The 24,404-nt window shown below is 57.1% G+C and carries 21 protein-coding genes; 10 read left to right on the top strand and 11 right to left on the bottom strand.

The genetic code is table 11. The features are described 5' to 3' along the window. Position 1 precedes the first annotated feature (1 nt). The 6 genes from uhpA (at position 2) to nepI (ending at position 6,883) form a co-directional block, all read left to right on the top strand. The gene (gene uhpA / locus DAI21_RS04200) at positions 2-595 is read left to right on the top strand and encodes a transcriptional regulator UhpA (protein WP_095280027.1); all 594 of its coding nucleotides are present in this window, start codon (positions 2-4) and stop codon (positions 593-595) included. After that, the gene (uhpB, locus tag DAI21_RS04195; protein ID WP_107702570.1) at positions 592-2,091 is read left to right on the top strand and encodes a signal transduction histidine-protein kinase/phosphatase UhpB; all 1,500 of its coding nucleotides are present in this window, start codon (positions 592-594) and stop codon (positions 2,089-2,091) included. The genes uhpA and uhpB overlap by 4 nt, the downstream gene beginning before the upstream one ends. 9 nt (positions 2,092-2,100) lie before the next feature. After that, positions 2,101-3,429 carry an MFS transporter gene (locus DAI21_RS04190; protein WP_102105108.1) on the top strand — a complete coding sequence of 443 codons (1,329 nt, stop codon included), beginning with the start codon at positions 2,101-2,103 and terminating at the stop codon, positions 3,427-3,429. Between the two features lie 137 nt (positions 3,430-3,566). Next, on the top strand, positions 3,567-4,958 hold the full coding sequence (gene uhpT, locus DAI21_RS04185) for a hexose-6-phosphate:phosphate antiporter (RefSeq protein WP_100778250.1): 1,392 nt from the start codon (positions 3,567-3,569) through the stop codon (positions 4,956-4,958). 157 nt (positions 4,959-5,115) lie between these two features. Then, entirely contained in the window at positions 5,116-5,568 is a 453-nt protein-coding gene (locus DAI21_RS04180) for a DUF1198 domain-containing protein (protein ID WP_107702569.1), read from the top strand. 124 nt (positions 5,569-5,692) lie between these two features. Next, positions 5,693-6,883: a purine ribonucleoside efflux pump NepI gene (gene nepI / locus DAI21_RS04175; RefSeq protein ID WP_100778248.1), complete on the top strand. Its 1,191-nt coding sequence runs from the start codon at positions 5,693-5,695 to the stop codon at positions 6,881-6,883. 39 nt (positions 6,884-6,922) lie between these two features. Here the strand turns inward: nepI and DAI21_RS04170 are convergent, their stop codons facing one another. The 6 genes from DAI21_RS04170 to DAI21_RS04145 all read right to left on the bottom strand — a co-directional run bounded on the left by DAI21_RS04170 (position 6,923) and on the right by DAI21_RS04145 (position 12,866). Beyond that, positions 6,923-7,828, bottom strand: a complete 906-nt coding sequence (locus DAI21_RS04170; protein WP_100778247.1) for an EamA family transporter — start codon at positions 7,826-7,828, stop codon at positions 6,923-6,925. Positions 7,829-7,973: 145 nt separating this feature from the next. Further along, the gene (locus tag DAI21_RS04165) at positions 7,974-9,353 is read right to left on the bottom strand and encodes a carbohydrate porin (RefSeq protein ID WP_100778246.1); all 1,380 of its coding nucleotides are present in this window, start codon (positions 9,351-9,353) and stop codon (positions 7,974-7,976) included. Positions 9,354-9,497: 144 nt separating this feature from the next. Next, on the bottom strand, positions 9,498-9,800 hold the full coding sequence (locus tag DAI21_RS04160) for a PTS lactose/cellobiose transporter subunit IIA (protein ID WP_142503674.1): 303 nt from the start codon (positions 9,798-9,800) through the stop codon (positions 9,498-9,500). Between the two features lie 6 nt (positions 9,801-9,806). Then, positions 9,807-11,195, bottom strand: coding sequence for a glycoside hydrolase family 1 protein (locus tag DAI21_RS04155; protein WP_107702568.1), 1,389 nt, complete (start codon positions 11,193-11,195; stop codon positions 9,807-9,809). Between the two features lie 21 nt (positions 11,196-11,216). Further along, entirely contained in the window at positions 11,217-12,539 is a 1,323-nt protein-coding gene (locus tag DAI21_RS04150) for a PTS sugar transporter subunit IIC (RefSeq protein ID WP_100778244.1), read from the bottom strand. A 12-nt stretch (positions 12,540-12,551) separates the two neighbouring features. Next, positions 12,552-12,866: a PTS sugar transporter subunit IIB gene (locus DAI21_RS04145; RefSeq protein ID WP_102105105.1), complete on the bottom strand. Its 315-nt coding sequence runs from the start codon at positions 12,864-12,866 to the stop codon at positions 12,552-12,554. 293 nt (positions 12,867-13,159) lie between these two features. Between DAI21_RS04145 and DAI21_RS04140 the strand changes: the two genes are divergently transcribed. Then, positions 13,160-14,110, top strand: coding sequence for a LacI family DNA-binding transcriptional regulator (locus tag DAI21_RS04140; protein WP_107702567.1), 951 nt, complete (start codon positions 13,160-13,162; stop codon positions 14,108-14,110). 30 nt (positions 14,111-14,140) lie between these two features. Here DAI21_RS04140 and DAI21_RS04135 read toward each other — a convergent pair whose 3' ends face one another. From DAI21_RS04135 to DAI21_RS04115, 5 genes are all read right to left on the bottom strand, one after another. Further along, on the bottom strand, positions 14,141-14,437 hold the full coding sequence (locus DAI21_RS04135) for a YicS family protein (RefSeq protein ID WP_100778241.1): 297 nt from the start codon (positions 14,435-14,437) through the stop codon (positions 14,141-14,143). Between the two features lie 157 nt (positions 14,438-14,594). After that, entirely contained in the window at positions 14,595-15,959 is a 1,365-nt protein-coding gene (locus DAI21_RS04130; protein ID WP_107702566.1) for an efflux transporter outer membrane subunit, read from the bottom strand. A 2-nt stretch (positions 15,960-15,961) separates the two neighbouring features. Next, positions 15,962-19,069 carry an efflux RND transporter permease subunit gene (locus DAI21_RS04125; RefSeq protein WP_107702565.1) on the bottom strand — a complete coding sequence of 1,036 codons (3,108 nt, stop codon included), beginning with the start codon at positions 19,067-19,069 and terminating at the stop codon, positions 15,962-15,964. Then, positions 19,069-20,190 (bottom strand): efflux RND transporter periplasmic adaptor subunit, encoded by a 1,122-nt coding sequence (locus DAI21_RS04120; RefSeq protein WP_107702564.1) that lies wholly within the window; start codon positions 20,188-20,190, stop codon positions 19,069-19,071. The genes DAI21_RS04125 and DAI21_RS04120 overlap by 1 nt, the downstream gene beginning before the upstream one ends. Positions 20,191-20,336: 146 nt before the next feature. After that, on the bottom strand, positions 20,337-20,906 hold the full coding sequence (locus DAI21_RS04115; RefSeq protein ID WP_102105101.1) for a TetR/AcrR family transcriptional regulator: 570 nt from the start codon (positions 20,904-20,906) through the stop codon (positions 20,337-20,339). A 199-nt stretch (positions 20,907-21,105) separates the two neighbouring features. On the opposite strand from DAI21_RS04115, the gene DAI21_RS04110 reads away from it, so the two are divergent. The 3 genes from DAI21_RS04110 to DAI21_RS04100 all read left to right on the top strand — a co-directional run bounded on the left by DAI21_RS04110 (position 21,106) and on the right by DAI21_RS04100 (position 24,395). Continuing rightward, positions 21,106-21,525 carry a GNAT family N-acetyltransferase gene (locus DAI21_RS04110; RefSeq protein ID WP_107702563.1) on the top strand — a complete coding sequence of 140 codons (420 nt, stop codon included), beginning with the start codon at positions 21,106-21,108 and terminating at the stop codon, positions 21,523-21,525. Positions 21,526-21,677: 152 nt separating this feature from the next. Next, positions 21,678-22,487 (top strand): lipoprotein NlpA, encoded by an 810-nt coding sequence (nlpA, locus tag DAI21_RS04105; protein ID WP_107702562.1) that lies wholly within the window; start codon positions 21,678-21,680, stop codon positions 22,485-22,487. A gap of 207 nt (positions 22,488-22,694) precedes the next feature. After that, positions 22,695-24,395 (top strand): ShlB/FhaC/HecB family hemolysin secretion/activation protein, encoded by a 1,701-nt coding sequence (locus DAI21_RS04100; protein ID WP_107702561.1) that lies wholly within the window; start codon positions 22,695-22,697, stop codon positions 24,393-24,395. Positions 24,396-24,404: the final 9 nt, after the last annotated feature.

The following is a 24,404-nucleotide window of genomic DNA, read 5'->3' as shown; positions in this document are numbered from 1 at the left end:
CATGACCACCATTGCCCTTATCGACGATCACCTTATCGTCCGCTCCGGTTTTGCCCAGTTGCTGAGCCTGGAGGCAGATTTTCAGGTCGTGGCTGAATTCGGTTCAGGCCGCGAGGCGCTGGCCGGATTACCGGGGCGTGGCGTGCAGGTCTGCATTTGCGATATCTCGATGCCGGATCTCTCCGGGCTTGAGCTGCTCAGCCAGCTGCCAAAAGGAATGGCGACCATTATGCTCTCTGTTCACGACAGCCCGGCGCTAGTAGAACAGGCGCTCAACGCCGGTGCACGCGGGTTTCTCTCCAAACGTTGTAGCCCCGACGAACTCATTTCCGCCGTGCGCACCGTCGCAACGGGCGGATGTTATCTTACGCCGGATATCGCCATTAAACTGGCCGCCGGACGCCAGGACCCGCTGACAAAACGCGAGCGTCAGGTGGCGGAAAAGCTCGCCCAGGGGATGGCGGTGAAAGAGATCGCCGTCGAGCTGGGCCTGTCGCCCAAAACCGTTCACGTCCATCGCGCCAATCTGATGGAAAAACTCGGCGTCAGTAACGATGTCGAGCTGGCCCGCCGCATGTTTGACGGCTGGCAATGAGCCCGTACTTCTCGCGGCTGGTCTCCGTTGTCGCCAGCTTTTTTATCTTCTCCGCCGCCTGGTTTTGTCTGTGGAGTATCAGCCTGCATCTGGTCGAGCGCCCGGAGCTGGCGGTGCTGCTGTTCCCGTTTGGCCTGCGTCTGGGGCTGATGCTGCAATGTCCGCGCGGCTACTGGCCGGTTTTGCTGGGGGCCGAGTGGATCATGCTGGTCTGGCTGGCGCAGGAAGTTGCACTGGTGCATCTCCCCTTATTGATGATCGGGGGCGTACTGACACTGCTGCCGGTGGCGTTGATTTCCCGCTACCGCCATCAGCGCGACTGGCGCACGCTGCTGCGTCAAGGCGCGGCGCTGATTGCCGCTGCGCTGCTGCAATCCCTGCCGTGGATCGGCAAACCCGACACCCTGACGGCGCTCCTGCTGACGCTGACCGGCGGCCTGACGCTTGCACCCACGTGCCTCGTCATCTGGCATTATCTCACCAGCACTGTCTGGCAGCCGCTCGGCCCGGCGCTGGTCTCCCAGCCGGTAAACTGGCGCGCGCGGCACCTTATCTGGTATCTGCTGCTGTTTGTGGTCAGCCTGTGGCTGCAGCTGGGTCTGCCTGCGGAACTCTCCCGCTTTACGCCGTTTTGTCTGGCGCTGCCGATTATCGCGCTGGCCTGGCATTACGGCTGGCAGGGGGCGCTGATCGCTACCCTGATGAACGCCATCGCGCTGATTGCCAGCCAGACGTGGCACGATCATCCCGTTGATTTACTCCTCTCGCTGCTGGCGCAAAGCCTGACCGGACTGCTGCTGGGCGCGGGTATACAGCGTCTGCGCGAGCTGAACCAGTCGCTGCAAAACGAGCTGGCCCGCAATCGACGCCTGGCGGAGCGGTTACTGGAAACCGAAGAAAATGTGCGGCAGGAAGTGGCGCGCGAACTGCACGATGATATCGGCCAGACCATCACGGCCATCCGCACTCAGGCGGGCATCGTTCAGCGGCTGGCCCCGGAAAATCCCGGCGTCCGGCAGGGCGGCGCGCACATCGAGCAGCTCTCTCTCGGGGTGTACGATTCCGTGCGACGTCTGCTGGGGCGCCTGCGTCCACGCCAGTTAGATGATTTATCCCTTGAGCAGGCGGTGCGTTCCCTGATGCGTGAGATGGAGCTGGAAGATCGCGGGATCGTCAGCCATCTCGACTGGGCTATCGACGAGACACTCCTGAGCGAAAGCCAGCGCGTCACCCTGTTCCGCGTCTGTCAGGAGGGGCTGAACAATATCGTCAAACACGCCAGTGCCAGCGCGGTGACGCTCCAGGGCTGGCAGCAGGACGAGCGCCTGATGCTGGTTCTCGAAGACGACGGCTGCGGTCTGCCGCCTGGCTCCGGGCAGCAGGGGTTTGGCCTGGCCGGAATGCGCGAGCGCGTCACGGCGCTCGGCGGAACGTTGACGATCTCCTGTACCCACGGCACGCGCGTCAGCGTGAATTTGCCGCTGCGTTATACGTAAGGACCGACCATGTTTACCTTTCTGAAAACGCCGGCGAATGCCGCACCCATTGGCGATAAACGCGAAAGAGATGCGCGTTACCGCTACTGGCGACGTCATATTCTGACCACCATCTGGCTGGGCTATGCGCTGTTCTATTTCACCCGCAAAAGTTTTAACGCCGCTGCGCCCGAAATCCTCGCCAGCGGCGTGATGACGCGCACGGACATCGGCCTGCTGGCGACGCTGTTTTACATCACCTACGGTCTGTCGAAATTCTTCTCCGGCATCGTCAGCGACCGCTCTAACGCCCGTTACTTTATGGGGATGGGGCTTATCGCAACCGGAGTGGTCAATATCCTGTTTGGTTTCTCCACCTCCCTGTGGGCCTTCGCCCTGCTGTGGGCGCTGAACGCTTTTTTCCAGGGCTGGGGCGCACCCGTCTGCGCGCGTCTGCTCACCGCCTGGTTCTCCCGCAACGAGCGCGGCGGCTGGTGGGCAATCTGGAACACAGCCCATAACGTCGGCGGGGCGCTGATCCCCATCGTGGTGGGCGCGGCGGCGCTGCACTACGGCTGGCGCGCCGGGATGATGATCGCCGGAACCCTGGCCATTTTCGCCGGGCTGTTTCTCTGCTGGCGTCTGCGCGACCGCCCGCAAACCGTCGGCCTGCCGCCGGTGGGCGACTGGCGGCACGATGAGATGGAGATCGCCCAGCAGCAGGAAGGCGCGGGGCTGACGCGCAAAGAGATCCTCACCAAATATGTGCTGCTGAACCCCTATATCTGGCTGCTGTCCCTGTGCTATGTGCTGGTGTACGTGGTGCGTGCGGCGATCAACGACTGGGGAAATCTGTATATGTCCGAGACACTCGGCGTCGATCTGGTGACCGCCAACTCGGCGGTGACCATGTTTGAGCTGGGCGGATTTATCGGCGCGCTGGTGGCGGGCTGGGGCTCGGACAAACTGTTTAACGGCAACCGTGGCCCGATGAATCTGATTTTCGCCGCCGGGATTTTGCTCTCCGTTGGCTCGCTGTGGCTGATGCCTTTTGCCAGCTACGTGATGCAGGCGGCGTGCTTCTTCACCACCGGATTCTTCGTTTTCGGCCCGCAAATGTTGATCGGCATGGCGGCAGCGGAGTGCTCGCACAAAGAGGCGGCGGGGGCGGCGACCGGTTTTGTCGGCCTGTTTGCCTATCTTGGCGCGTCCCTGTCCGGCTGGCCATTGGCGCGGGTCATCGATATCTGGCACTGGAGCGGCTTTTTCGCGGTGATCGCTATCGCGGCGGGGATTTCCGCCCTGCTGCTGTTGCCGTTTTTGAACGCTCAGGCCCCGCGTGAGGTCAACGAAGCGTGATGCGCCTCACCTTTTTGCCCCGAGTGGGGCAAAACTAGGAAATTTTCCCGGTTTCGCCTGGACGCTGTCTCAGGCCAATGCGACTGCTGATTTTTACAATGCCTGCCATTCGCAGGTATTCATATCAGGAGTTTTTGATGCTGGCCTTTCTAAACCAGGTGCGCAAGCCGACCCTGGATCTGCCGCTCGAGATGCGGCGCAAAATGTGGTTCAAGCCGTTCATGCAGTCCTATCTGGTGGTGTTCATCGGCTACCTGACCATGTACCTGATCCGCAAAAACTTCAACATCGCCCAGAACGACATGATCTCCACCTACGGGCTGAGCATGACGCAGCTGGGGATGATCGGCCTCGGTTTCTCCATCACCTACGGGGTGGGGAAAACCCTGGTTTCGTACTACGCCGACGGTAAAAATACCAAGCAGTTCCTGCCGTTTATGCTGATCCTCTCCGCCATCTGTATGCTCGGCTTTAGCGCCAGCATGGGCGCAGGCTCCGTCAGCCTGTTTATGATGATCGCCTTCTACGCCCTGAGCGGTTTCTTCCAGAGCACCGGCGGGTCGTGCAGCTATTCCACCATCACCAAATGGACGCCACGTCGCAAGCGCGGCACTTATCTTGGTATGTGGAACATCTCCCATAACCTCGGCGGGGCGGGTGCGGCAGGCGTGGCATTGTTCGGGGCAAATGTCCTGTTCGACGGCCATGTGATCGGCATGTTCATCTTCCCGTCCATTATCGCGCTGATTGTTGGCTTTATCGGCCTGCGCTACGGCAGCGACTCCCCGGAATCCTACGGTCTGGGCAAAGCGGAAGAGCTGTTTGGCGAAGAGCTGAGTGAAGAAGACAAAGACGCTGAAGACGAGTCGATGACCAAATGGCAGATCTTCGTTGAGTATGTGCTGAAAAACAAAGTCATCTGGCTGCTCTGCTTCTCCAACATCTTCCTGTACGTGGTGCGCATCGGCATCGACCAGTGGTCTACCGTATACGCCTTCCAGGAGCTGAAACTCTCCAAAGAGGTGGCGATTCAGGGCTTTACCCTGTTTGAAGTGGGCGCGCTGGTGGGAACGCTGCTGTGGGGCTGGCTGTCGGATCTGGCAAACGGTCGTCGGGCGCTGGTGGCCTGCGTTGCGCTGGCATTGATTATCGCTACGCTGGGGGTGTATCAGCACGCCAGCAACCAGTACGTCTATCTCGCCTCCCTGTTTGCGCTCGGTTTCCTGGTGTTTGGCCCGCAGCTGCTGATTGGCGTCGCGGCCGTCGGATTTGTGCCGAAAAAAGCGATCGGCGCTGCCGATGGTATCAAAGGCACCTTCGCCTATCTGATCGGTGACAGCTTCGCCAAACTGGGTCTCGGGATGATCGCCGACGGCACGCCGATCTTCGGCCTGACCGGCTGGGCGGGCACCTTCGCCGCGCTGGACGCCGCAGCTATCGCCTGTATCTGCCTGATGGCGATGGTCGCCGTGATGGAAGAACGCAAAATTCGCCGCGAAAAACGCATTCAACGACTGAAAGCGGCCTAATGGCTTGAGTGATTGTGCAGGTAACTTTTTTGCCCGGCTACGTGCCGGGCTTTTTTCATTCCCGCCCCTGTTTTTTCCGATCCCTTTCAGCATGTTTTACGCTGTCGACAACGGCGCGTTTCCCGATATCATGAGCGGCTATTATTAAGGAGAACGCATGGTCTGGATAATGCTGGCCACCCTGGTTGTGGTGTTTGTTGTCGGGTTTCGCATTCTGACGTCTGATTCGCGTCGGGCGATCAAACGACTGAGCGAACGCTTAGGGATTACGCCCGTTCCGCTGGAGTCGATGATTGACCAGTGCGGTAAAACCGCAGGCAGTGAGTTTATCCGCTATCTGGAGCGCCCGGACGAAGCCCATCTGCAAAATGCCGCGCAGGTGCTGCTGATCTGGCAGGTTTGCATCGTCGACGGCAGCGAAGAGAATCTGCATACCTGGCATCGACTACTGCGAAAAGCGCGTCTTGCCGCGCCGATTACCGACGCGCAGATCCGCCTGGCGCTGGGATTTATGCGCGAAATAGACCCCGATCCGCAGGAGTTCAACGCTTTTCAGCTGCGCTACAACCGCCTGTTCCTGCCTGAAGAGGGCGTTTTTTTCCTGCACTGAGCCCCATGCTGGCTATCTGTCGGTGTAGATCAGATTTCAACAAAAGTTGTCAAAACGTTAAATCCGTCACAGTTTTGATGATAAACTGCGCGACTTTCCCGCAGTTTTATCCTCAGGTGACGCCATGACAGAACAGATCCACTCCACGCCCACAGCCCATACCGGTGAGGTCCTGCGACCAAACTGGTCGGCGGTTTTCTCCGTGGCGTTTTGCGTCGCCTGCCTGATTACCGTGGAGTTTCTGCCGGTCAGCCTGCTGACGCCGATGGCGCAGGATCTGGGGATTTCCGAAGGGGTGGCGGGCCAGTCCGTCACCGTCACGGCGTTTGTCGCCATGTTCTCCAGCCTGTTTATCACCCAGATAATCGGCACCATCGACCGCCGCAAGGTGGTGATTCTGTTTGCGGTTCTGCTCACGCTCTCCTGCGTGCTGGTCTCCTTTGCCGATAACTTTACCCTGCTGCTGCTGGGCCGCGCCTGTCTGGGGCTGGGGCTGGGCGGATTCTGGGCAATGTCGGCCTCGCTGACCATGCGTCTGGTGCCCGCACGCAAAGTGCCGAAAGCGCTCTCGGTGATCTTCGGCGCCGTCTCGATTGCGCTGGTGATCGCTGCACCGCTGGGCAGTTTTTTGGGCGGCATTATCGGCTGGCGTAACGTCTTTAACGGCGCGGCGATCATGGGCATTCTGTGCATTTTCTGGGTGTGGAAGGCGCTGCCGTCCCTGCCGGGCGAAGCGGCGCATCACAAGCAGAATATGTTCAGCCTGCTGAAACGCCCCGGTGTGCTGGCGGGGATGACCGCCATCTTTATGGCGTTCGCCGGGCAGTTTGCCTTTTTCACCTATATCCGCCCGGTATTTATGACCATGGCCGGTTTTGATGTGGATGGCCTGACGCTGGTGCTGCTGAGTTTTGGTATTGCGAGTTTTGTCGGCACATCCCTGTCGGCGCAGTTCCTGAAGCGCTCCCTTAAATTCGCCCTGGCAGGTGCGCCGCTGGTGCTGGCGGTCAGCGCGGTGGTGCTGATTTTGTGGGGAAGTGACAAGTGGGTGGCGTCGGCCATTGCGATTATCTGGGGCTTTGCTTTTGCGCTGGTGCCGGTGGGCTGGTCAACGTGGATCACCCGTTCCCTTGCCGATCAGGCGGAAAAAGCCGGGTCGATTCAGGTGGCGGTGATTCAGCTGGCGAACACCTGCGGCGCGGCGATTGGCGGCTATGCGCTGGATAATCTGGGGCTGCTGTCGCCGCTGGTATTGTCTGGCACGCTGATGCTGCTGACGGCACTGCTGGTGGCGGGGAAGGTCAAGGCGCAGTAAGTCTGGCATATCCTCACCCTTTCGGGTGAGGATATCGGGTTACACCGAAGCCTGAACGCGTCTGCGTGAATCCATCGAAATCAGTACCACCGACGACACAATCAACAACGTCCCCAGCCAGTCCGGCAGCGTAAAGGCCACCCCTAACAGCAGCACCGACAGCAACGCGCTGCTCAGCGGTTCGGCGCAGCTCAGAATGCTCGCTTTCGGCCCGCCAATCATCTGCGCGCCTTTCAGATACAAGCTGAAGGTCAGTGCGGTGCCGATCACCACCAGATAGAAAAAGGCCAGCAGCAGGCTGCCGTCAATCACGAAGGTGGTGCCACGCCCGGCGTAGAACGGCGTCAGCATCAGCCCTGCCAGCAACATACTCCAGCCGACAATCGGCAGCGTGCCGTAGCGGGCGATAAGCGTCGAGGGATAGGTGGTGTAAAACGCGGCGGCGAAGGCCGAGGCGATGCCAAAGAACAGCGCCGCAGGGGAGATCGACAGCGATGTCGGATCGCCGTGCGTCACCAGTAAAAACGTGCCAATCAGGGAGGTCAAAATTGCCGAGAGGACAAATATCCCAGGCCGTTTTTTCCGCGCCAGCGCGAACCACGCCACGATAATGGTCGGGGAGAGAAATTGCAGGACAGTCGCGGTAGCGGCATTGGATTTTTCAATCGTCAGCAGGAACGTGAGCTGGACCGTGAGCGCGCCAACCAGTGAGAAAATCAGCAGGCTGATGGCGTCTTTGCGATGTTTGATGACTGAAAAAATCTTGTCGCCGTGGACGAAAGAGAGCGTCAGTAAAATCACGCCGGTGAACAGCAGACGAATCATGGTCAGATAAGGCGAGGAAATCTGACTCTTCTCCATAATGTACTGCGCGCAAACCCCTGAACTGCCCCATAACACGGCGGCGATCAGGACATTCAGCATCCCTCTTTTTGTGGAACCCATGTTCTCCCCTGCATGCTCGTTTTTTTCTAGCATATCATGGGAGCAATGCCGGGTGGTGCGGTCTGATGCCCTCGCTCCGCCCTCTCCTAAACCGGGAGAGGGGAAACACGAAAACGGCAACGGGCGTTGCCGTTTTGCTTTTACCTTAGAACCAGGCTTCCCACATTGCGCCGACGTTGAAATCGTCGAGCGTCTGGTCATCGGTACCGTTCACGCGAGCGGTACGTTCATTATCCACTTTGCCGCCGGTCACGTAGAAGCGCAGCATCGGGCGGAACTCGGGGCCCATGGCGATAGACATGTTCTGCGACAGGGTCAGCTTCCAGCCTTTGTTATCACCGCCGTTATCGTAGTCAACGTGCTGCCAGCCCGCTTCCAGCCAGGTGGAGTGAACGTCGTTCCACCAGTGCATTGGGCGCACAATCGCGTTGTAGTTTTTGCGATTGTCGGTGCTGTCACGGCTGTTGTCGTAATCGTGGAAGGCGAGGATGTACTCCACCTGCGTCTGCTGGGTGAATTTATGCAGCCCTTCGAAGCTGGCGTAAACCGTGGTCAGATCTTCGGTTTTATTGAACACGCTGTTGTCTGAGTTATCCGAGTAACGGGCGATCACTTTGTTCACGCCGCTGTCGTTGGTGTGGCTCAGCACCACGCCGCCCTGCCAGGCGTTCAGACGATCGTCGCTCTCGATGGCTTTCGAGTCGAAACCGTAGTTGGCGTACAGTTCCAGATCCAGCGGCCCGATTTTCATGCCGTGAATTTTGGAGGTGGCCGCGTAGTTGCCTTTATCGCCGGTGCCGGAGCCGCCGGTACAGGAGATGCGCGACGGGTTAGAGCCGTCATTTTCCACTTCCGGATTACAGGACTCCACCGCCGCGACGGTTGCCACGTCAAACTGCACGCCGCCGATGTCGAAGTTTTTCACCCCGGCGCCCTGGCCATCGTGGTTCATCCAGAAGTAGTCGTTGATGCCCTGCTGTGGACGCTGGTGGAAGTCTCGACCGGCCCAGAAATAGGCGTTCGGGTTAGATGACATAATGTTGGTCACCCCCGCGTAGGCTTTTTTCAGGTTAACTTCGTCGCCCCAGTGGTCGATCATCACGTTGATGTCCCAGATCGCGCCGTTATCGCCTTTAAACGCTTTAGAGAGCTGGAATTCACCGCCGTTGCCTTCGTTACCCAGACGACCAATCGCCGAGCCGCCGTTATACGAGCCATCGACCGCCACATATTTTTGATCGGCGGCCTGGAAGTGTGCGCCGTAGCGGGCGTAGCCGGTAAATTTAATGCCAAAGGGAATCGCCAGATCCGGGGACTGCGCGGCGCTTTGGGGTTCCGTCACCACGTCCGCTTTTTTCGCGACTGCCGCATCCATTTTTGCCTGACGTTCTGTCAGGGCTTTATCCACCGCTTTGGCGACAATGGCGTCAATTTGCTCCTGCGTGAATTCTTGTGCGAGCACAGAAATTGGGCAAAGCGCGGCGATAACCGCCATTGTTAATGGAAGTTTTTTTATGATATTCATTGTCATCTCTATTAATTTAAATTTTATTCAGACAATAACCATCCCATTCCGATCTGACAGAATATGTCGCTATCATCAGAAAAAGTTGATTTATATTTTTATAGGTACAGAGGGTTTAATTTAGCGTAACGATATCTCCCTTTATTATCTCTGGTAGAGATGGATAATCTCTTCGGACAATTCACGGGCCAACAGTGAATTCATTAAATGATCCTGGGCATGCACCATAATTAAAGTCATCGGCTGGCGGGCTTCGCCCGCGTCCTGTTCGATGAGTTTGGTCTGCATATGGTGCGCCTGGCGCGCGTAGCCATCGGCTTCGCGCAGCAGGCTTTTGGCTTCGTCAAGGTTGCCCTGCCGGGCCGCGTGCAGGGCTTCAAAGCACAGGCTACGCGACTGACCGGCGTTGACGATAATTTCCATTACGGCATCTTCTAATGCGATCATCATTCATTACTCTTTATCAAAACTATTATTTAACGAGGTGGCGGCGAACCACTCCCCGCTTTTCTTAATGGTACGTTTCTGCGTGGCTAAATCCAGCTGAATAAATCCGTAGCGGTTTTTATACGCATTACACCATGACCAGTTATCAATAAATGTCCACATATGGTAACCAAGACAATTTGCGCCTTCGCTAATCCCTTTGTGAACCCATTTAAGGTGCTCGGAAATAAAGTCGATACGGTATTGATCGTTAATCTGACCGTTTTCAATAAAACGCTGCTCGTTTTCAACGCCCATGCCGTTTTCAGAGATAAAACAGCGCGGGTTGCCGTAATTCTCACGCAGATTAACGAGAATATCGTAAATACCCGGCTCGTAGATTTCCCAGCCGCGGTACGGGTTCATTTTGCGCCCTGGCATCTCGTAATTATCAAAGAACCACTCCGGCATAAACGGCGCCTGAGGGTTCACCGCGCTGTCGCGACACTTCACGCGGCGCGGCTGATAATAGTTAATGCCAAGCAGGTCGATGGTTCCTTCGGCAATTAGCGCGCTGTCTTCGGGCTGACAGGCAGGCAGCTGATCGTAGGCTTTCAGCAGCGCCACCAGATCCGCCGGATATTCCCCGCGCAGAACCGGATCGAGGAAGCTGCGGTTAAACATCAGATCCGCATAATGCGCGGCTTTCAGATCCTGCGGATTCTGCGAGCGCGGATAGGACGGCGTCAGGTTGAGCACGATGCCGATCTCCCCCGCATGATGCCCGGCGCGGAAGGCGCGCACCGCCTGCGCATGGGCCAGCACCGTGTGGTACGCCACGGTCGCCGCGCGACGGAAATCCACCACGTTGGGATAGTGGAAATCGTACAGATAACCGCCTTCCACTGGGACAATCGGCTCGTTAAAGGTAAACCAGTGCAGTACGCGATCGCCGAACAGCTCAAAGCAGATCTGCGCGTAGCGGGCGTATGCCGCCACGACGTCACGGTTTTCCCAGCCGCCGATCTCCTGCATCGCCATCGGCATGTCGAAGTGGAACAGGGTGATGAACGGCGTAATGCCCTGCTCAAGCAGTTCATCGAACACCTGATTGTAGAATTCCACCGCCTGCGGATTCACTTCACCGACACCGTCGGGGATCAGGCGCGCCCAGCTTATTGAGGTGCGAAAGCTGTTATGGTTCAGCTGTTTCAGCAGCTGAATGTCCGATTTCCAGTTCTGGTAAAAGGCTGAGGTATCCTGCGGCCCCACGCCCTGATGGAAACGGTTTGGCTCATTGGCGAACCAGTGATCCCAGGTGGTCACTCCTTTGCCGCCGCCCAGGCTTTCCCCTTCGATTTGCAGCGCGGAGCTTGCGCTGCCCCACCAAAAGTTATCGGGAAATGAATATTTCATAATGCTTCCTCTTTGACGTTATTAACGTGCAGCTTCAGCAGTACCGACGGTTGCCTGGGCTTTTTGCTCTTCGGTTTTCATCAAAGAGCGCTCATAGGCGCGCAGGAACGGCAGATACATCAGGGCTGACATCACCATACAAATTACGCACATCACCACCGGACTGAACGCCCAGTTTGCTGCCCACGACGCACCGATGGGGGCCGGGGTAGTCCACGGTGTCAGGGATACCACCTGCGCCAGCCAGCCGAGTTTGGTCGCGGCGTAGGCCAGACAGGCGTTTACCAGCGGCACGAACACAAACGGGATAAACAGCATCGGGTTCATGATGATCGGCGCACCGAACAGAATCGGTTCGTTGATGTTAAAGAAGCTCGGCACCACGCCCATTTTGCCGATGGTGCGCAGATGCGTCACGCGGCTGCGCAGCAGCAGGAAGGCCAGCGGTAAGGTCGAGCCAACGCCGCCGATCAGCAGATAGTGATCCCAGAAGCCCTGCAGATAGACGTGCGGAAGCGCTGCGCCCGCCGCCAGTGCCGCCTGGTTTGCCGACAGGTTCGCCATCCAGAACGGGTTCATGATGCCGGTGACAATCAGCGAGCCGTGGATGCCTGCGAACCAGAAGATCTGGCACAGCAGCACGGAGAGCAGAATCGCCGGCAGGGAGTCAGAGGCGGACACCAGCGGCTCCAGCAGATGCATAATCGCCTGCGGGATAATCATCCCGGTTTGCGCTTCGATGAACAGGTTCAGCGGGTGCAGCGTGCCGATCACCACCATCACCGGAATCAGGATCTCAAAGGAGCGCGCCACGCCGGTCGGGACTTCTTTCGGCAGGCGAATGGTGACTTTGTTCTCCTTCAGCCACGCGTAAACGCGGGTAGAGTAGATAGCGGTAATCAGTGCGGTGAAAATCCCCTGGCCGGACAAATACTGCGTGGAGATTTTGCCGTCGGCATAGGGTGCCGCCACCAGCAGAAACGCCATAAACGCCAGCAGGCCGGACATCACCGGATCGAGATTAAACTGGCGACCCAGGCTCGCGCCGATCCCCACCGAGATAAAGAAGGTCATCACGCCCATGCTGAGGTTAAACGGCAGCATCAGCTGTTCGCGGTAGGTCTGGGAGAAATCGAGCCAGCCGCGGGCAAAACTGTTGGTGGTATCCGCCGAGAACGGCGGGAAGATGAACACCAGCATAAACGAGCCGATGATCATAAACGGCAGGGCGGCGGTAAACCCGTCACGGATCGCAATCACGTACTTTTGCTGTCCGAGCTTTGCCGCCAGCGGGGTAATGGACTGCTCAATAACGGCAACCATTGATTGATATAACGAACTCATGAGAACACCTTCTTAGTGTGCCGCTTCGATGAGCGACAGAGCATAGTCCAGTACCTTATCACCACGCTGCATACCGTAGTCCATCATGTCGATGGCTTGTACCGGAATACCCTGCGTAGCGGCCTTGTCTGCCAGTGTCTTTAACATGTATTTCACTTGCGGTCCGAGAAGAACGACCTGGTATTGCGGAAACTGCGTGTCAAATTCGGACACGCCGTACGCATCAATCGTGACCGGGACTCCGCGTTCTTCTGCCACTTCAACCATTTTCCTCACCAGCAGGCTGGTGGACATCCCGGCAGAGCAGCACAGCATAATCTTGAACATCGACAACCATCCTCAAAGTGTAAAAAGTTATTGCGGGGATGATTGGATATCATATGGAAACCGGTTTCCATTTATAAACCACAGAAGTGTGATAACCATCAAGATCCGCAGCTTATGGGGCTTGTTATCACGATGTGGGTCACAGAATTTAGCGTTTTTGACATCAAATTGAGTGGAAACGGAAAATCGGTTTCCATAGAAAACGGAAACGGATATACTCCGGATTGGCTATAATGTGAGCCGAAGCGGTATCAGGAATTACAGGGCTACGTGGGTCCTGACAGGGGAATATGATGTCTACAATCAACGATGTATCACGTCTGGCCGGGGTGTCCAAAGCCACGGTGTCACGGGTGTTGAGCGGGTCGCGCGGCGTGAAGGAAGCCAGCCGTGAGGCCGTACTGAAAGCGGTGGATGAGCTGAACTATCGGCCCAACGTTATAGCGCAATCACTGTTGAGCCAGTCCACCGGCTGTATCGGCGTGATCTGTGCGCAGGATAATATCAACCAGACCACCGGGTATCTTTACGCGCTGGAAAAACAGCTCAGTCAGCACCAAAAACATCTGCTGCTGCGCTTCGCGAACACCAAAAGCGAGGTGCTCAACGCGCTCGATGAACTCTCCTGCGGCCTTTGCGACGACATCCTGATTATCGGGGCGCGTTTCCCGCTGCATATCGATCAGGAAAACGTCATCCTGGTGGACTGCATGGAGTCCGATAACGCCAACAGCATCCAGTTTGACCACGCCTTTGCCGCCGAAACCGCCTGTAACTACCTCACCAGCCAGGGCCGTCGGCAGATTGCCTTAATTCAGCCACAGGGCAGCGGTTTTGCCGATCAGGTGCTGCTCGGGTACAAACACGCGCTGGAGAAAAACTTCCTGCCGTTTAACCGCAATCTGGTGTTTATGGACGCCACTTCGTCGTCCGTGGCGTTGCAGGAATTACTGAATAACGCGACCACGTTGAATTTCAACGCGTTGCTGGTGGCGGATGAGCAGGAAGCGCAGCGCGTGATCCCGCAATTGCAGGCATTTAATAAGTCGGTTCCGGAAGACATCATGGTCTTTAGTCTCGCCGGATCGCTGCATCTTCCGGGAATTCCGACCATTCCGGCCATCGAATACTCCATGGATGCGATGGCGGCGCGGATTGTGGCGTGGCTGAATGAGAAAACGCAAATGCTCGGCTCTTACGTCTTGCGCGGGGATCTGATTATCCCGGATATGCGCAAACGCTAATCAAAAAAAAGCGTGAAGCACGCTTCACGCTTAGTAATCCTCCATGCAGTCCACTTTGCCGACGGCTTCCCAGTAGTTATCCAGGTTATCGCGCTCCATCGCCAGCACGGCGTTTTTCACCAGCAGCTTGTTAGCCTCGGATGACATGATCATCGCCTGCCACTCTTTGTCCGTCTGCTTGCCCTGAGGCGAGCACACTTTCTTGATATCTTTCATCACGGCCTGGCGGATTTTCTCCGTTTTTACCGGGTCCTGCGTCTCCCTGGCGTGGACGAAGGCGGCGAAAAGCAAACAGATGACCAGACAAAACAGGTGAGCAGCTTTCATTGAAACCCCCGGAGTAAAACGCGCGTTGTTCTCTGAAATATATCGTTACATTCATCAAAGCGATTCAAGCCGAAAGTATGATTCTGGACAGACACAGGTATGAGACGTTTTAAGCGTAGCTGGAGTTTTTGCCGGGCATCAGCGCCCGGCAAAAGATTTATTGGATGCCACCGCCGAGCGATTGCCAGAGGGTCACGCGGTTGATGAAGTCCGTCTGTTGCAGGGCGATCAGCGACGTCTGCGCCGACCACAGAGACCGCTGCGCGGTCAGTACGGTCAGATAATCCCCCGCACCCGCCTGATAGCTGCGCGTCGCCACATCCAGCGTTTTCTGCTCCGCCGCGACGTATTCCCGCTGGGCGTCCAGCTGCTCGCTGAGCGTTTCCCGCCGCGCCAGCGCGTCGGCAACGTCTTTGAACGCGCTCTGAATGGTCTTTTCGTAGGTGGCGATCAGCCCCTTTTTCTCCGCTTCGGCATAGCGCAGCTGCGCCAGATTGCTCCCGCCGCTGAACAGCGGCAGGGTGATCGACGGTGCGAACGACCACACTTTGAGGCCGTGGCTGAACAGGGATGACAACGAATCGCTGCCAACACCGGCGCTGGCGGTCAGGGAAATGGTCGGGAAGAAATTCGCACGCGCCGCGCCAATACTGGCGTTGGCGCTCAGCAGATTGTGCTCGGCTTCCTGAATATCCGGGCGGCGCAGCAGCGCGCTGGAGCTGACACCCGCCGGGATCAGGGTGATGGCGTTGTCGCTCAGACTCTCCAGCGTGCCCGGCAGCAGCGCGTCTGGCACCGTATCGCCCGCCAGCAGATTAAGGGCGTTTTTATCCTGCGCGACCAGCGTCTGGTAACTCGCCACGCTGGCGCGCGCCTGCTGATACACCGCCATCGCTTCGCTGGTATCCGTCGCCGCCGCCACGCCCACTTCCTGCTGGCGTTTCACGATTTTCAGCGAATTGGCTGCGCTTTCCATGGTGGATTTCGCCAGCGCCAGATTGCTGTTATCCGCCGCCAGCGTCAGCCATGCGGTGGTCAGCTCGCTAATCATCGTCAGGCGTGTATTTTGCGCCGTGAATTCGCTGGCGAGCCAGGTTTCCCGCGCGGCGCGGGAGAGGCTCTGGTTGCGGCCAAACAGGTCCAGCTCAAAGCTCGACACCGCGCCGTTGGCTTCGTCGCTGGTGGTGACGCCACCGGCCAGCGTCCGGCTGCGGGTATGGCTCAGCTCAGCATCGACCGTCGGGAACAGGGACGAGCGCGTTTCGCCATACTGGGCGCGGGCGGCGTCGATATCGGCAATCGCTTTTTGCACGTCGCGGTTGCTGTTAAGCGCCATCGTCACCACGCTTTTTAACCGCGCATCGTTCACCACCTGCTGCCACTGGCTGACGACCGCGCTGGCCTCGCCGTGGCTGCCCGGCAGCGTCGCCGGGACGGGCGCATCCGGGCGCTGATAGGTCGGGTCCAGCGAGACACAGCCTGCGCTCATCAGCGCCAACACTAAAACAGAAACACGAAACATGATCACCTCCGGTTTGCGTGCTTACCGGAGAACAGACGCTTCACCAGTACAAAGAATAACGGGACAAAGAAAATCGCCAGCAGCGTTGCCGCAAGCGTTCCGCCGATGATACCGGTGCCGATTGCCACGCGGCTGTTAGCGCCCGCGCCGGTCGCGACCGCCAGCGGCGTGACCCCTGCGATAAACGCCAGCGAGGTCATGATGATTGGGCGCAGACGGGTCTGGGCTGCGCGCAGGGCGGCGCGCGTCAGGGAGTACCCTTCCGCCACTTTGGCTTCGGCAAACTCGACAATCAGAATGGCGTTTTTCGACGACAGGCCGATGGTGGTCAGCAGCGCCACCTGGAAGTAAACGTCGTTGTTCAGACCGCGCATCGTCGCGGCCAGCGCCGCACCGAGCACGCCGAGCGGAATGACCATGATCACCGAGATCGGCACCGACCAGCTCTCGTACAGCGCCGCCAGGCAAAGGAACACCACCAGAATCGACAGGGCGTAAAGGCTCATCGCCTGGCCGCTGGCCAGTTTTTCCTGCAACGACAGGCCGCTCCACGCCCAGGTGGTGCCAGCGGGCAGTTTGTTTGCCAGTTGTTCCATGGTGGTCATCGCGCTGCCAGAGCTTGAGCCGCTGGCGTTCTCACCCTGAATTTCATACGCCGCAGAGCCGTTGTAGCGCACCAGGCTTTCCGGGCCGTATTCCCAGCGGGTGGTGGCGAAGGCGGAGAACGGCGTCATGCTGTCATCGCTGCCGCGCACGTACCATTTGTTGAGATCCGACGGTGCGGCGCGGTAATCGCTATCGCCCTGGATATAGACCTTTTTGACGCGGCCACGGTCGATAAAATCGTTCACGTAAGTTCCGCCCCAGGCGCTGGAGAGGGTGCTGGTGACATCGCTCAACGCGAGGCCGAGAGAAACGGCTTTGTTGTTGTCGATATCGACCTGCAGCTGCGGCATCTGTGGCAGATCGTTGGCGCGCACCGCCTGCAGCGAGGCGTTTTTATTCGCCTCACCAATCAGCTGATTACGAAACGCCAGCAAGGTATCGCGATCCGTATTGCCCGTCGCCATCAGCTCAAAGGTAAAGCCGTTGCTCTGGCCGAGCCCGTCCACGGACGGCGGCGTCATGGCAAACACGGTGGCATCACGAATGCCGCCCAGCTCTTTGCTGGCGCGCAGGGCAATCGCCTGTGCAGTGTTTTCGCTGCCCTTACGTTCGGACCAGTTTTTCAGCGACACAAACGCCATACCGGCGTTCTGGCCGCTGCCGCTAAAGCTAAAGCCCTCAACGGTGAAAATCACATTGGTGTTGTCTTTCTCTTCGCTGAGGAACCAGTCGGTGACCTTGCGGCTCACCTCGGCGGTGCGCACGGCGGTCGCGCCTGCGGGGAGGGTGTACTGCACCATGATTTCGCCCTGATCTTCCGTCGGCAGGAAGCTGCCTGGCAGTTTCCACATGGTCAGGGCCATTGCGCCGCACAGGACGGCGAAGATCGCCATCATGCTGCCGGAGCGGCGTAAGACGCGCAGGACACGGTGCTGATAGCCACTTTCAGTCCTGCTGTAAAAGCGGTTAAAGGCGCCAAAAAAGCCTTTCTTGTGCGGCGGTGTGTGGCTGAGAACCGTGCCGCACAGGGCCGGGGTGAGCGTAAGCGCCACCACCACCGAGAGGATCATCGCCGAGATAATGGTCACGGAGAACTGACGATAAATCACCCCCGTTGAGCCGCCAAAGAACGCCATCGGCAGGAACACCGCCGAGAGCACGAGGGCAATCGCCACCAGTGCGCCGGAGATTTCACCCATCGATTTTTCGGTCGCTTCGCGGGCGGGCAAGCCCTCATCACGCATAATGCGCTCGACGTTTTCCACCACCACGATGGCGTCATCTACCAGCAGGCCAATCGCCAGTACCATCGCGAACAGGGTCAATGTGTTGATGGAGTAGCCGAACAGCGCCAGCACGCCGAAGGTGCCGAGTAGTACCACCGGTACCGCCAGCGCCGGGATCAGCGTGGCGCGGACGTTTTGCAGGAACAGATACATCACCACCACCACCAGCACGATGGCTTCGAACAGCGTCTGAATCACATCCTCAACGGAGATTTTGATGAACTCGGTGCTGTCTTTCGGGTAGGCGACGTCATAGCCTTCCGGCATCGCGCGTTTGAACTCGGCGATTTTTTCTTTCACTGCGGTCGCGGTACTTAGGGCGTTAGCCCCAGGCGAGAGCATCACCGCCACGCCAGCCGCCGGGTGGCCGTTTAGCTTCGCAGTAGCGGTGTAATCTTCGCTGCCCATCTCAACGCGGGCGACGTCGCCGATGCGCACCACCGAGCCGTTGGACTGGCTCTTGATGATGATATTTTTAAACTGATCGACGGTTTGCAGGCGCGACTGGGCGCGCACGGTGGCCGTCAATTGCTGTGCATTCGACGACGGCAGCGCGCCAATTTTCCCGGCAGAGACCTGCACGTTTTGCGCTTCAATCGCCGTTTGCACGTCGGAAGGCATCAGCGCGTACGAGGCCAGCTTCGCCGGATCGAGCCAGATGCGCATCGCGTACTCCGCGCCAAACACCTGCAAACTGCCCACGCCTTCCACGCGCGCCAGCGGGTCCTGCACGTTACTCACCAGCCAGTCGGCGATATCTGAACTGCTGGCTTTGTCGGTTTTGTCGTACACGCCCATGATCAGCAGGAAGTTGCTCTGGGATTTCACTACCGTGATGCCCGACTGCTGCACTTCGCTCGGCAGGCGCGATTCGGCCTGCTGAACTTTGTTTTGCACCTGCACCTGCGCGGTATCCGGGTCGGTACCCTGTTCAAAGGTGACGTTGATGCTTACGGAGCCGTCGGAGCTGCTGGTGGAGGTGAAATAGAGCAGGTTATCCAGGCCCGTCAGCTGCTGCTCAATCACCTGGGTGACGCTGTTTTCCAGGGTCTGGGCGGAGGCCCCCGTGTAGGTGGCGGAGATTTTCACCGACGGCGGCGCAACGTCCGGGTACTGCGCGACCGGCAGGGTGCGGATCGCCAGCATCCCGGCGAGCATAATCAGAATGGCGATCACCCACGCAAACACCGGGCGACGCACGAAGAAATGGGAAAACATCAGGCGTCTCCTCCGGCGGTTTTGATCTCTTCGGCTTTCACTTCCTGCCCGGTGGCCACTTTTCCGGTGCCTTCTACGATCAGCTTATCGCCCGCCTTCAGCCCGCTCAGCACCAGCCATTTGTCGCCGTAGGTTTCCCCTGTTTGCAGCGTGCGCTGTTCGACTTTGTTGCTGCCGTTCACAACCAGCGCGGTGGCGTTGCCTTTGGCGTCGCGGGTAATGCCCTGCTGCGGTGCCAGAATCGCGTCATCCATGATGCCCTCGTCCACGTTGGCGCGAACGAACATGCCCGGCAGAAGCTGATGCTTCGGATTGGGGAAAATCGCCCGCAGGGTGACGGAGCCGGTGGATTCATCAACGGCGACTTCCGTCAGGGCCAGACGGCCCTTTTCGCTGTAAGTGCTGCCGTCTTCGAGGATCAGCGAAACGCTCAGGGTATCGCTGTTGGTGGACAGCGTTTGCTTGCGTAATCGCAGCAGATCGGCGCTCGAACGGGTGAGATCGACGTACATGCTGTCCAGCCCGCGAATGGTCGCCAGAGCCGTCTCCTGCTGGGCGGTCACCAGTGCGCCCGGCGTGACGGACGAAATACCGATGCGCCCGCTAATCGGCGCGGTGACGGTGGTCCAGTTCAGGCTGATGCGCGCGCTTTCCAGTGCAGCTTTTTTGGATTCGACGCTGGCCTTGTCCTGCGCACAGGTGGCCTGTGCATCTTCTGCATCCTGGCGCGAAACGCCATCGTCCTTCACCAGCTGCGCATAGCGCCTGGCTTTCTGGCAGTCGGCCTGCACCAGCGACTGGGCCTGTTTCAGCGCGGCGGCGGCTTCGTCGTAGCTCGCCCTGAAACTGGCCGGGTCAATCTGATACAGGGCCTGCCCGGCTTTCACCGTATCGCCTTCATTAAACAGCCGCTTCTGGATGATGCCGCCCACCTGCGGGCGCACCTCCGCGCTCAGGGCGGCGCTGGTCCGCCCGGTAAGCTCACTGACCACCGGGACGGGCTGGCTCATGAGGGTGACGATCCCCACTTGCGGGAGTGCGCCTTCTGGCGCGGATATTTGTGCATTATCGCAACCGGTCAGGAGAAATAATGCCGCGATGGCGGTTGTTAGGGTTTTCATACTTTTTTCCAGAGTGAACGACGCCTGTCCCGTTAATGGCTTAACGAGATGAGGAGGTTTTAAGGCAAAGCGATGCCGCATCTCCGCGATTCGCGGAAATGAAAAAACGGGAAATAGCTATTTCCCGGTGATGAGTTCAGGTTTAATTAATTCACAATGAGAAGCATATTGAGTATTTCCCGATAAATTTTTTCTAATTCTTCTGCTGATACTTTTTGTGGGGTTAATCGACGATAGATGGAGCCTTCCATCATCACGGCGATAATTTCCACGCAGCAGCGAATGCGCTCGTCGCTCAGGTGCGGGCACTGTTTTTTCAGGTGCTCGCAGGCGTTGGCAAACATGCGCGCGTCGGCTTCCACCAGCATTGCCGCAACCAGCGGATTGCGGGTCGCTTCGGCAGACATTTCCAGCATCAGCGCATCGTCGTCTTCGCTCAGAGTCTGGCGCCAGGCAAGGATCTGCGGCATGCGGTCGGTCTGGGTTTTGCCTTCCATCTCGGCGATGCGGTAGTCGATAATGCGGCGGATCATCTCTTCGATAATGGCATCTTTATTGCTGAAATAACGGTAGATTTGCCCGACACTCAGCTTCGCCTCGCTGGCGATTTGCGACATGCTGGCACCGTGAAAGCCGCTCGCGCGAAAGCAGCGCCGCGCCGCGGTGATGATCTCGTCCTGCCGTAGTTTCTGCCGTTCTTCAAGCGTTGTGCTCATCGTTTCCCCGCCGCGCTGAGAGTGAGAATGATCGTTCTCATTTTTGGTTATTATACGTTTCAGAATGGTTCAGGAAAGCGCTTTTTTTATTTTCATATTGAAAGAATATTTCTACTGCGAAATAAAGGAGAGAATAAGGAGTTTTTATGAAGATAAAGGTGTGCGATATTCAGATTGCGCTGAAAATAAGGAGAACAACATGTACTTGAGCCTTACGGATACCATTACTGAAGCCGATAAAGAAGAACTCCTGAATGGATTACGATCCTATAACCGGCAGTATATCGATTTTTCTGCGGTCGGTGGCGATATCGCCGTTTATGCACGCGACGACAGTGGCGTGATGACGGGCGGATTGATCGGCAATCGCAAAGGCGAATGGCTGAATATTCAGTACCTGTGGGTGAGCAATGACGCGCGCGGTAGCGGGCTGGGGAGTCAGCTGATGAATGCCGCCGAAGAAGAAGCCCGCCGCCAGGGTTGCCGCCATGCGCTGGTGGATACGTTCAGCTTTCAGGCGCGTCCGTTTTATGAAAAGCAGGGGTATACATTGCAGATGACGCTGGAGGATTTCCCTTATCAGGGCATGCAGCGGCACTATCTGGCGAAAGATCTGTAACGGCGGATGCCCGGTGGCACGGTGTGACCGGGCCTGCCATTCAGACAGTACCGATATATAACTTTTCCTTCTGGTTGATTCTTTTTCGGTTTTTAGCGTACCGCTTCGTTGTCGATATAGTCGTTCAAACGTTTATCAAAAGGATCTGTCTCGTGAAACTCCCTTTACCTCGATGTGGTGCATTACTTCTGGCGGGCGTTCTGCTTGCGGGCTGTGATCAAAGCGGCAGCGATGCCAAACATATTAAAGTCGGCGTGATTAACGGCGCAGAGCAGGATGTGGCGGAAGTCGCCAAAAAAGTGGCGAAAGAGAAGTACGGGCTGGATGTGGAGCTGGTCGGTTTCAGCGGCTCGCTGCTGCCCAACGATGCGACGAACCACGGCGAACTGGATGCGAACGTCTTCCAGCATCGCCCATTCCTGGCGGAAGATAACAAAGCCCATAACTATAAGCTGGTCGCGGTGGCAAATACGTTTGTCTTCCCGATGGCAGGCTACTCGCGCAAAATCAAATCGGTATCGGAACTGAAGGATGGCGCGACCGTTGCGATTCCAAACGATCCCACCAACCTTGGCCGCGCGCTGTTGCTGCTGCAAAAAGAGAAGCTGATTACGCTTAAACCCGACGTCGGCCTGCTGCCAACGGCTCTTGATATTACCGCTAACCCGAAAAAGCTGAACATCATGGAGCTGGAAGGCGCGCAGCTGCCGCGCGTGCTTGACGACCCAAAAGTGGATGTGGCGATCATCAGCACCACTTACCTCCAGCAAACCGGGCTGTCGCCGGTGCATGACGGCGTGTTTATCGAAGATAAAAACTCGCCTTACGTGAATATTGTGGTAACCCGCGAAGAGAATAAAGACGCGGAAAACGTGAAGGAATTTATTCAGTCGTACCAGTCGCCAGAAGTGGCGAAAGCGGCAGAAAAAATCTTTAACGGCGGCGCGGTTCCGGGCTGGTGATCGGAGGGTGGGAGTGCCCGCCTTTTCATCGTGAACTTATCATGGCTCCCAAAGGATATATTAAATATCCTTTGGGATATAATCCATAATCTTACCGCAGTCACAACTTGAATAAAAACTCACGCCCTATCTAAAATTGAATTTACTCAAAATAAGACTCATCTTATAGTGCGATTAATTCGTCTATTCAGCTATTTCAGGGAAAGAATGAGTAGCCCATTCAAGTGTTTTGAAATAATTTCTCCGGTAAATTATATTATCGCTTTTATCGTTGGAAGTATTTTATCTTTTGCTGTACAGGCTGCACCGCTTTCACCCTCAGACCGTGATGCTATTCAGCAGCAGCAACAGCAATTGTTATTACAAAACCAGCAACAACGTGATGAGCTTGAAAGAAGTATTCCGCTGCCGAAAGCCGTCCCCACGGCCCCTGCTGTCAGCGACGCTGGCCCGTGTTTTACGGTCCATACAATCAACCTCACCGGTGTCACTATTATGCCGGAAAAAACCCGTGTCAAGCTGCTTGCACCGTGGCAGAACCAATGCCTTAATATGGCAAAAATAACTGAATTAACGGCACATATTTCTGACTGGTATATCAGCCGAGGTTACATCACCAGCCGTGCGTTCTTGACCGAGCAGGATCTTTCAAGTGGTCAGCTGAATATTGTGGTGCTGGAAGGAAAACTTGAAGCGATTCGCCTGGAGGGGAAAACGCCGTTGATGCTTAAAATGGCGTTTCCTGGACTGACAGGGCGCATTCTAAATTTGCGTGATATAGAGCAGGGAATGGAGCAAATTAATCGTTTGCGTGCTCAACCCGTTCAGATTGAAATTATTCCTGCATCGCAACCAGGATATTCAGTCGTTAATCTCACCGCTCAGCCTGAATTTCCGTTAAGTGCCAGTCTTAGTCTGGATAATAGCGGGCAGAAGAGTACCGGTGATGAACAACTTAATGGCGCCCTCACGGCGAATAATATGCTGGGCCTGGCGGATAAATGGTTTGTGAGCGGCGGACGCAGCAGCGATTTCGCAACGGCATATGACGCGCAGAATTTCCAGGCGGGTGTCAGCGTTCCGTTCGGCTATGGGTTGTTTGATTACAGCTACGCGTGGAGTAACTACCGCACCACGATAGATAACATTGGGTATCAGTGGGTCTCCACTGGCGATACCAAAACGCACCGGTTCAATGCTTCATGGGTGGTCTATCGCAACGGGGATGTGAAAACGGGGATCGCGGCGGGAGTCGTGCAGCGTTCGAGCCGCAACTGGCTCAATGACGCACCGCTGCAAAGCAGTACCCGCAATCTCTCAAGCCTGATTCTGGGCATCACCCATACGCAAAAAATCGCTGGTGGCGTGGCGACCTTTAACCCCACCTGGAGCCACGGGATGCCCTGGTTTAACGCCGAAACTGACGAAGACAAAACCGGCGATGCCCCACGAGCGGAGTTTCGAAAATGGAGTCTGAATACCAGTTTTCAGCGTCCGATCACCCGTGATGTGTGGTGGCTGACCAGCGCCTACGGGCAGTGGTCGCCCGACCGCCTGTATGGCTCAGAGCGTCTCACGCTCGGTGGGGAAAGCTCGGTGCGTGGTTTTAAAGAACAGTATCTTTCCGGGGATAACGGCGGTTATCTGCGTAACGAACTGGGCTATTCGCTCATTACCTTGCCAGTGGTTGGGCAGATTAGCGCCACCTTCGCCTTCGACGGAGGCTGGCTGGAAAAAGACCGTGAGGATCGGTATGCCTCTGGCACGTTGTGGGGCACGTCCATCGGCCTCACCAGCAGTGGACGCATATACAGCAGCCAAATATCACTCGGGATACCTGTGAAGTATCCCGACTGGCTTGCGCCAGACCACGCCATTGTTAACTGGCGTATTGCCTTCATGTTTTAAGAGAACCCG

Origin of the sequence: Lelliottia sp. WB101 (genome assembly GCF_003051885.1) — a bacterium.
Classification (GTDB): Bacteria; Pseudomonadota; Gammaproteobacteria; order Enterobacterales; family Enterobacteriaceae; genus Enterobacter; species Enterobacter nimipressuralis.
This window is presented reverse-complemented; position numbering and strand designations above follow the sequence as displayed.

What these genes read in the sequence shown, in the direction of transcription:
- uhpA (WP_095280027.1), top strand. Translation starts at nt 2, where the DNA reads ATGACCACCATTGCCCTTATCGACGATCACCTTATCGTCCGCTCCGGT.
- uhpB (WP_107702570.1), top strand. Translation starts at nt 592, where the DNA reads ATGAGCCCGTACTTCTCGCGGCTGGTCTCCGTTGTCGCCAGCTTTTTT.
- DAI21_RS04190 (WP_102105108.1), top strand. Translation starts at nt 2,101, where the DNA reads ATGTTTACCTTTCTGAAAACGCCGGCGAATGCCGCACCCATTGGCGAT.
- uhpT (WP_100778250.1), top strand. Translation starts at nt 3,567, where the DNA reads ATGCTGGCCTTTCTAAACCAGGTGCGCAAGCCGACCCTGGATCTGCCG.
- DAI21_RS04180 (WP_107702569.1), top strand. Translation starts at nt 5,116, where the DNA reads ATGGTCTGGATAATGCTGGCCACCCTGGTTGTGGTGTTTGTTGTCGGG.
- nepI (WP_100778248.1), top strand. Translation starts at nt 5,693, where the DNA reads ATGACAGAACAGATCCACTCCACGCCCACAGCCCATACCGGTGAGGTC.
- DAI21_RS04170 (WP_100778247.1), bottom strand. Translation starts at nt 7,828, where the DNA reads ATGGGTTCCACAAAAAGAGGGATGCTGAATGTCCTGATCGCCGCCGTG.
- DAI21_RS04165 (WP_100778246.1), bottom strand. Translation starts at nt 9,353, where the DNA reads ATGAATATCATAAAAAAACTTCCATTAACAATGGCGGTTATCGCCGCG.
- DAI21_RS04160 (WP_142503674.1), bottom strand. Translation starts at nt 9,800, where the DNA reads ATGATCGCATTAGAAGATGCCGTAATGGAAATTATCGTCAACGCCGGT.
- DAI21_RS04155 (WP_107702568.1), bottom strand. Translation starts at nt 11,195, where the DNA reads ATGAAATATTCATTTCCCGATAACTTTTGGTGGGGCAGCGCAAGCTCC.
- DAI21_RS04150 (WP_100778244.1), bottom strand. Translation starts at nt 12,539, where the DNA reads ATGAGTTCGTTATATCAATCAATGGTTGCCGTTATTGAGCAGTCCATT.
- DAI21_RS04145 (WP_102105105.1), bottom strand. Translation starts at nt 12,866, where the DNA reads ATGTTCAAGATTATGCTGTGCTGCTCTGCCGGGATGTCCACCAGCCTG.
- DAI21_RS04140 (WP_107702567.1), top strand. Translation starts at nt 13,160, where the DNA reads ATGTCTACAATCAACGATGTATCACGTCTGGCCGGGGTGTCCAAAGCC.
- DAI21_RS04135 (WP_100778241.1), bottom strand. Translation starts at nt 14,437, where the DNA reads ATGAAAGCTGCTCACCTGTTTTGTCTGGTCATCTGTTTGCTTTTCGCC.
- DAI21_RS04130 (WP_107702566.1), bottom strand. Translation starts at nt 15,959, where the DNA reads ATGTTTCGTGTTTCTGTTTTAGTGTTGGCGCTGATGAGCGCAGGCTGT.
- DAI21_RS04125 (WP_107702565.1), bottom strand. Translation starts at nt 19,069, where the DNA reads ATGTTTTCCCATTTCTTCGTGCGTCGCCCGGTGTTTGCGTGGGTGATC.
- DAI21_RS04120 (WP_107702564.1), bottom strand. Translation starts at nt 20,190, where the DNA reads ATGAAAACCCTAACAACCGCCATCGCGGCATTATTTCTCCTGACCGGT.
- DAI21_RS04115 (WP_102105101.1), bottom strand. Translation starts at nt 20,906, where the DNA reads ATGAGCACAACGCTTGAAGAACGGCAGAAACTACGGCAGGACGAGATC.
- DAI21_RS04110 (WP_107702563.1), top strand. Translation starts at nt 21,106, where the DNA reads ATGTACTTGAGCCTTACGGATACCATTACTGAAGCCGATAAAGAAGAA.
- DAI21_RS04100 (WP_107702561.1), top strand. Translation starts at nt 22,695, where the DNA reads ATGAGTAGCCCATTCAAGTGTTTTGAAATAATTTCTCCGGTAAATTAT.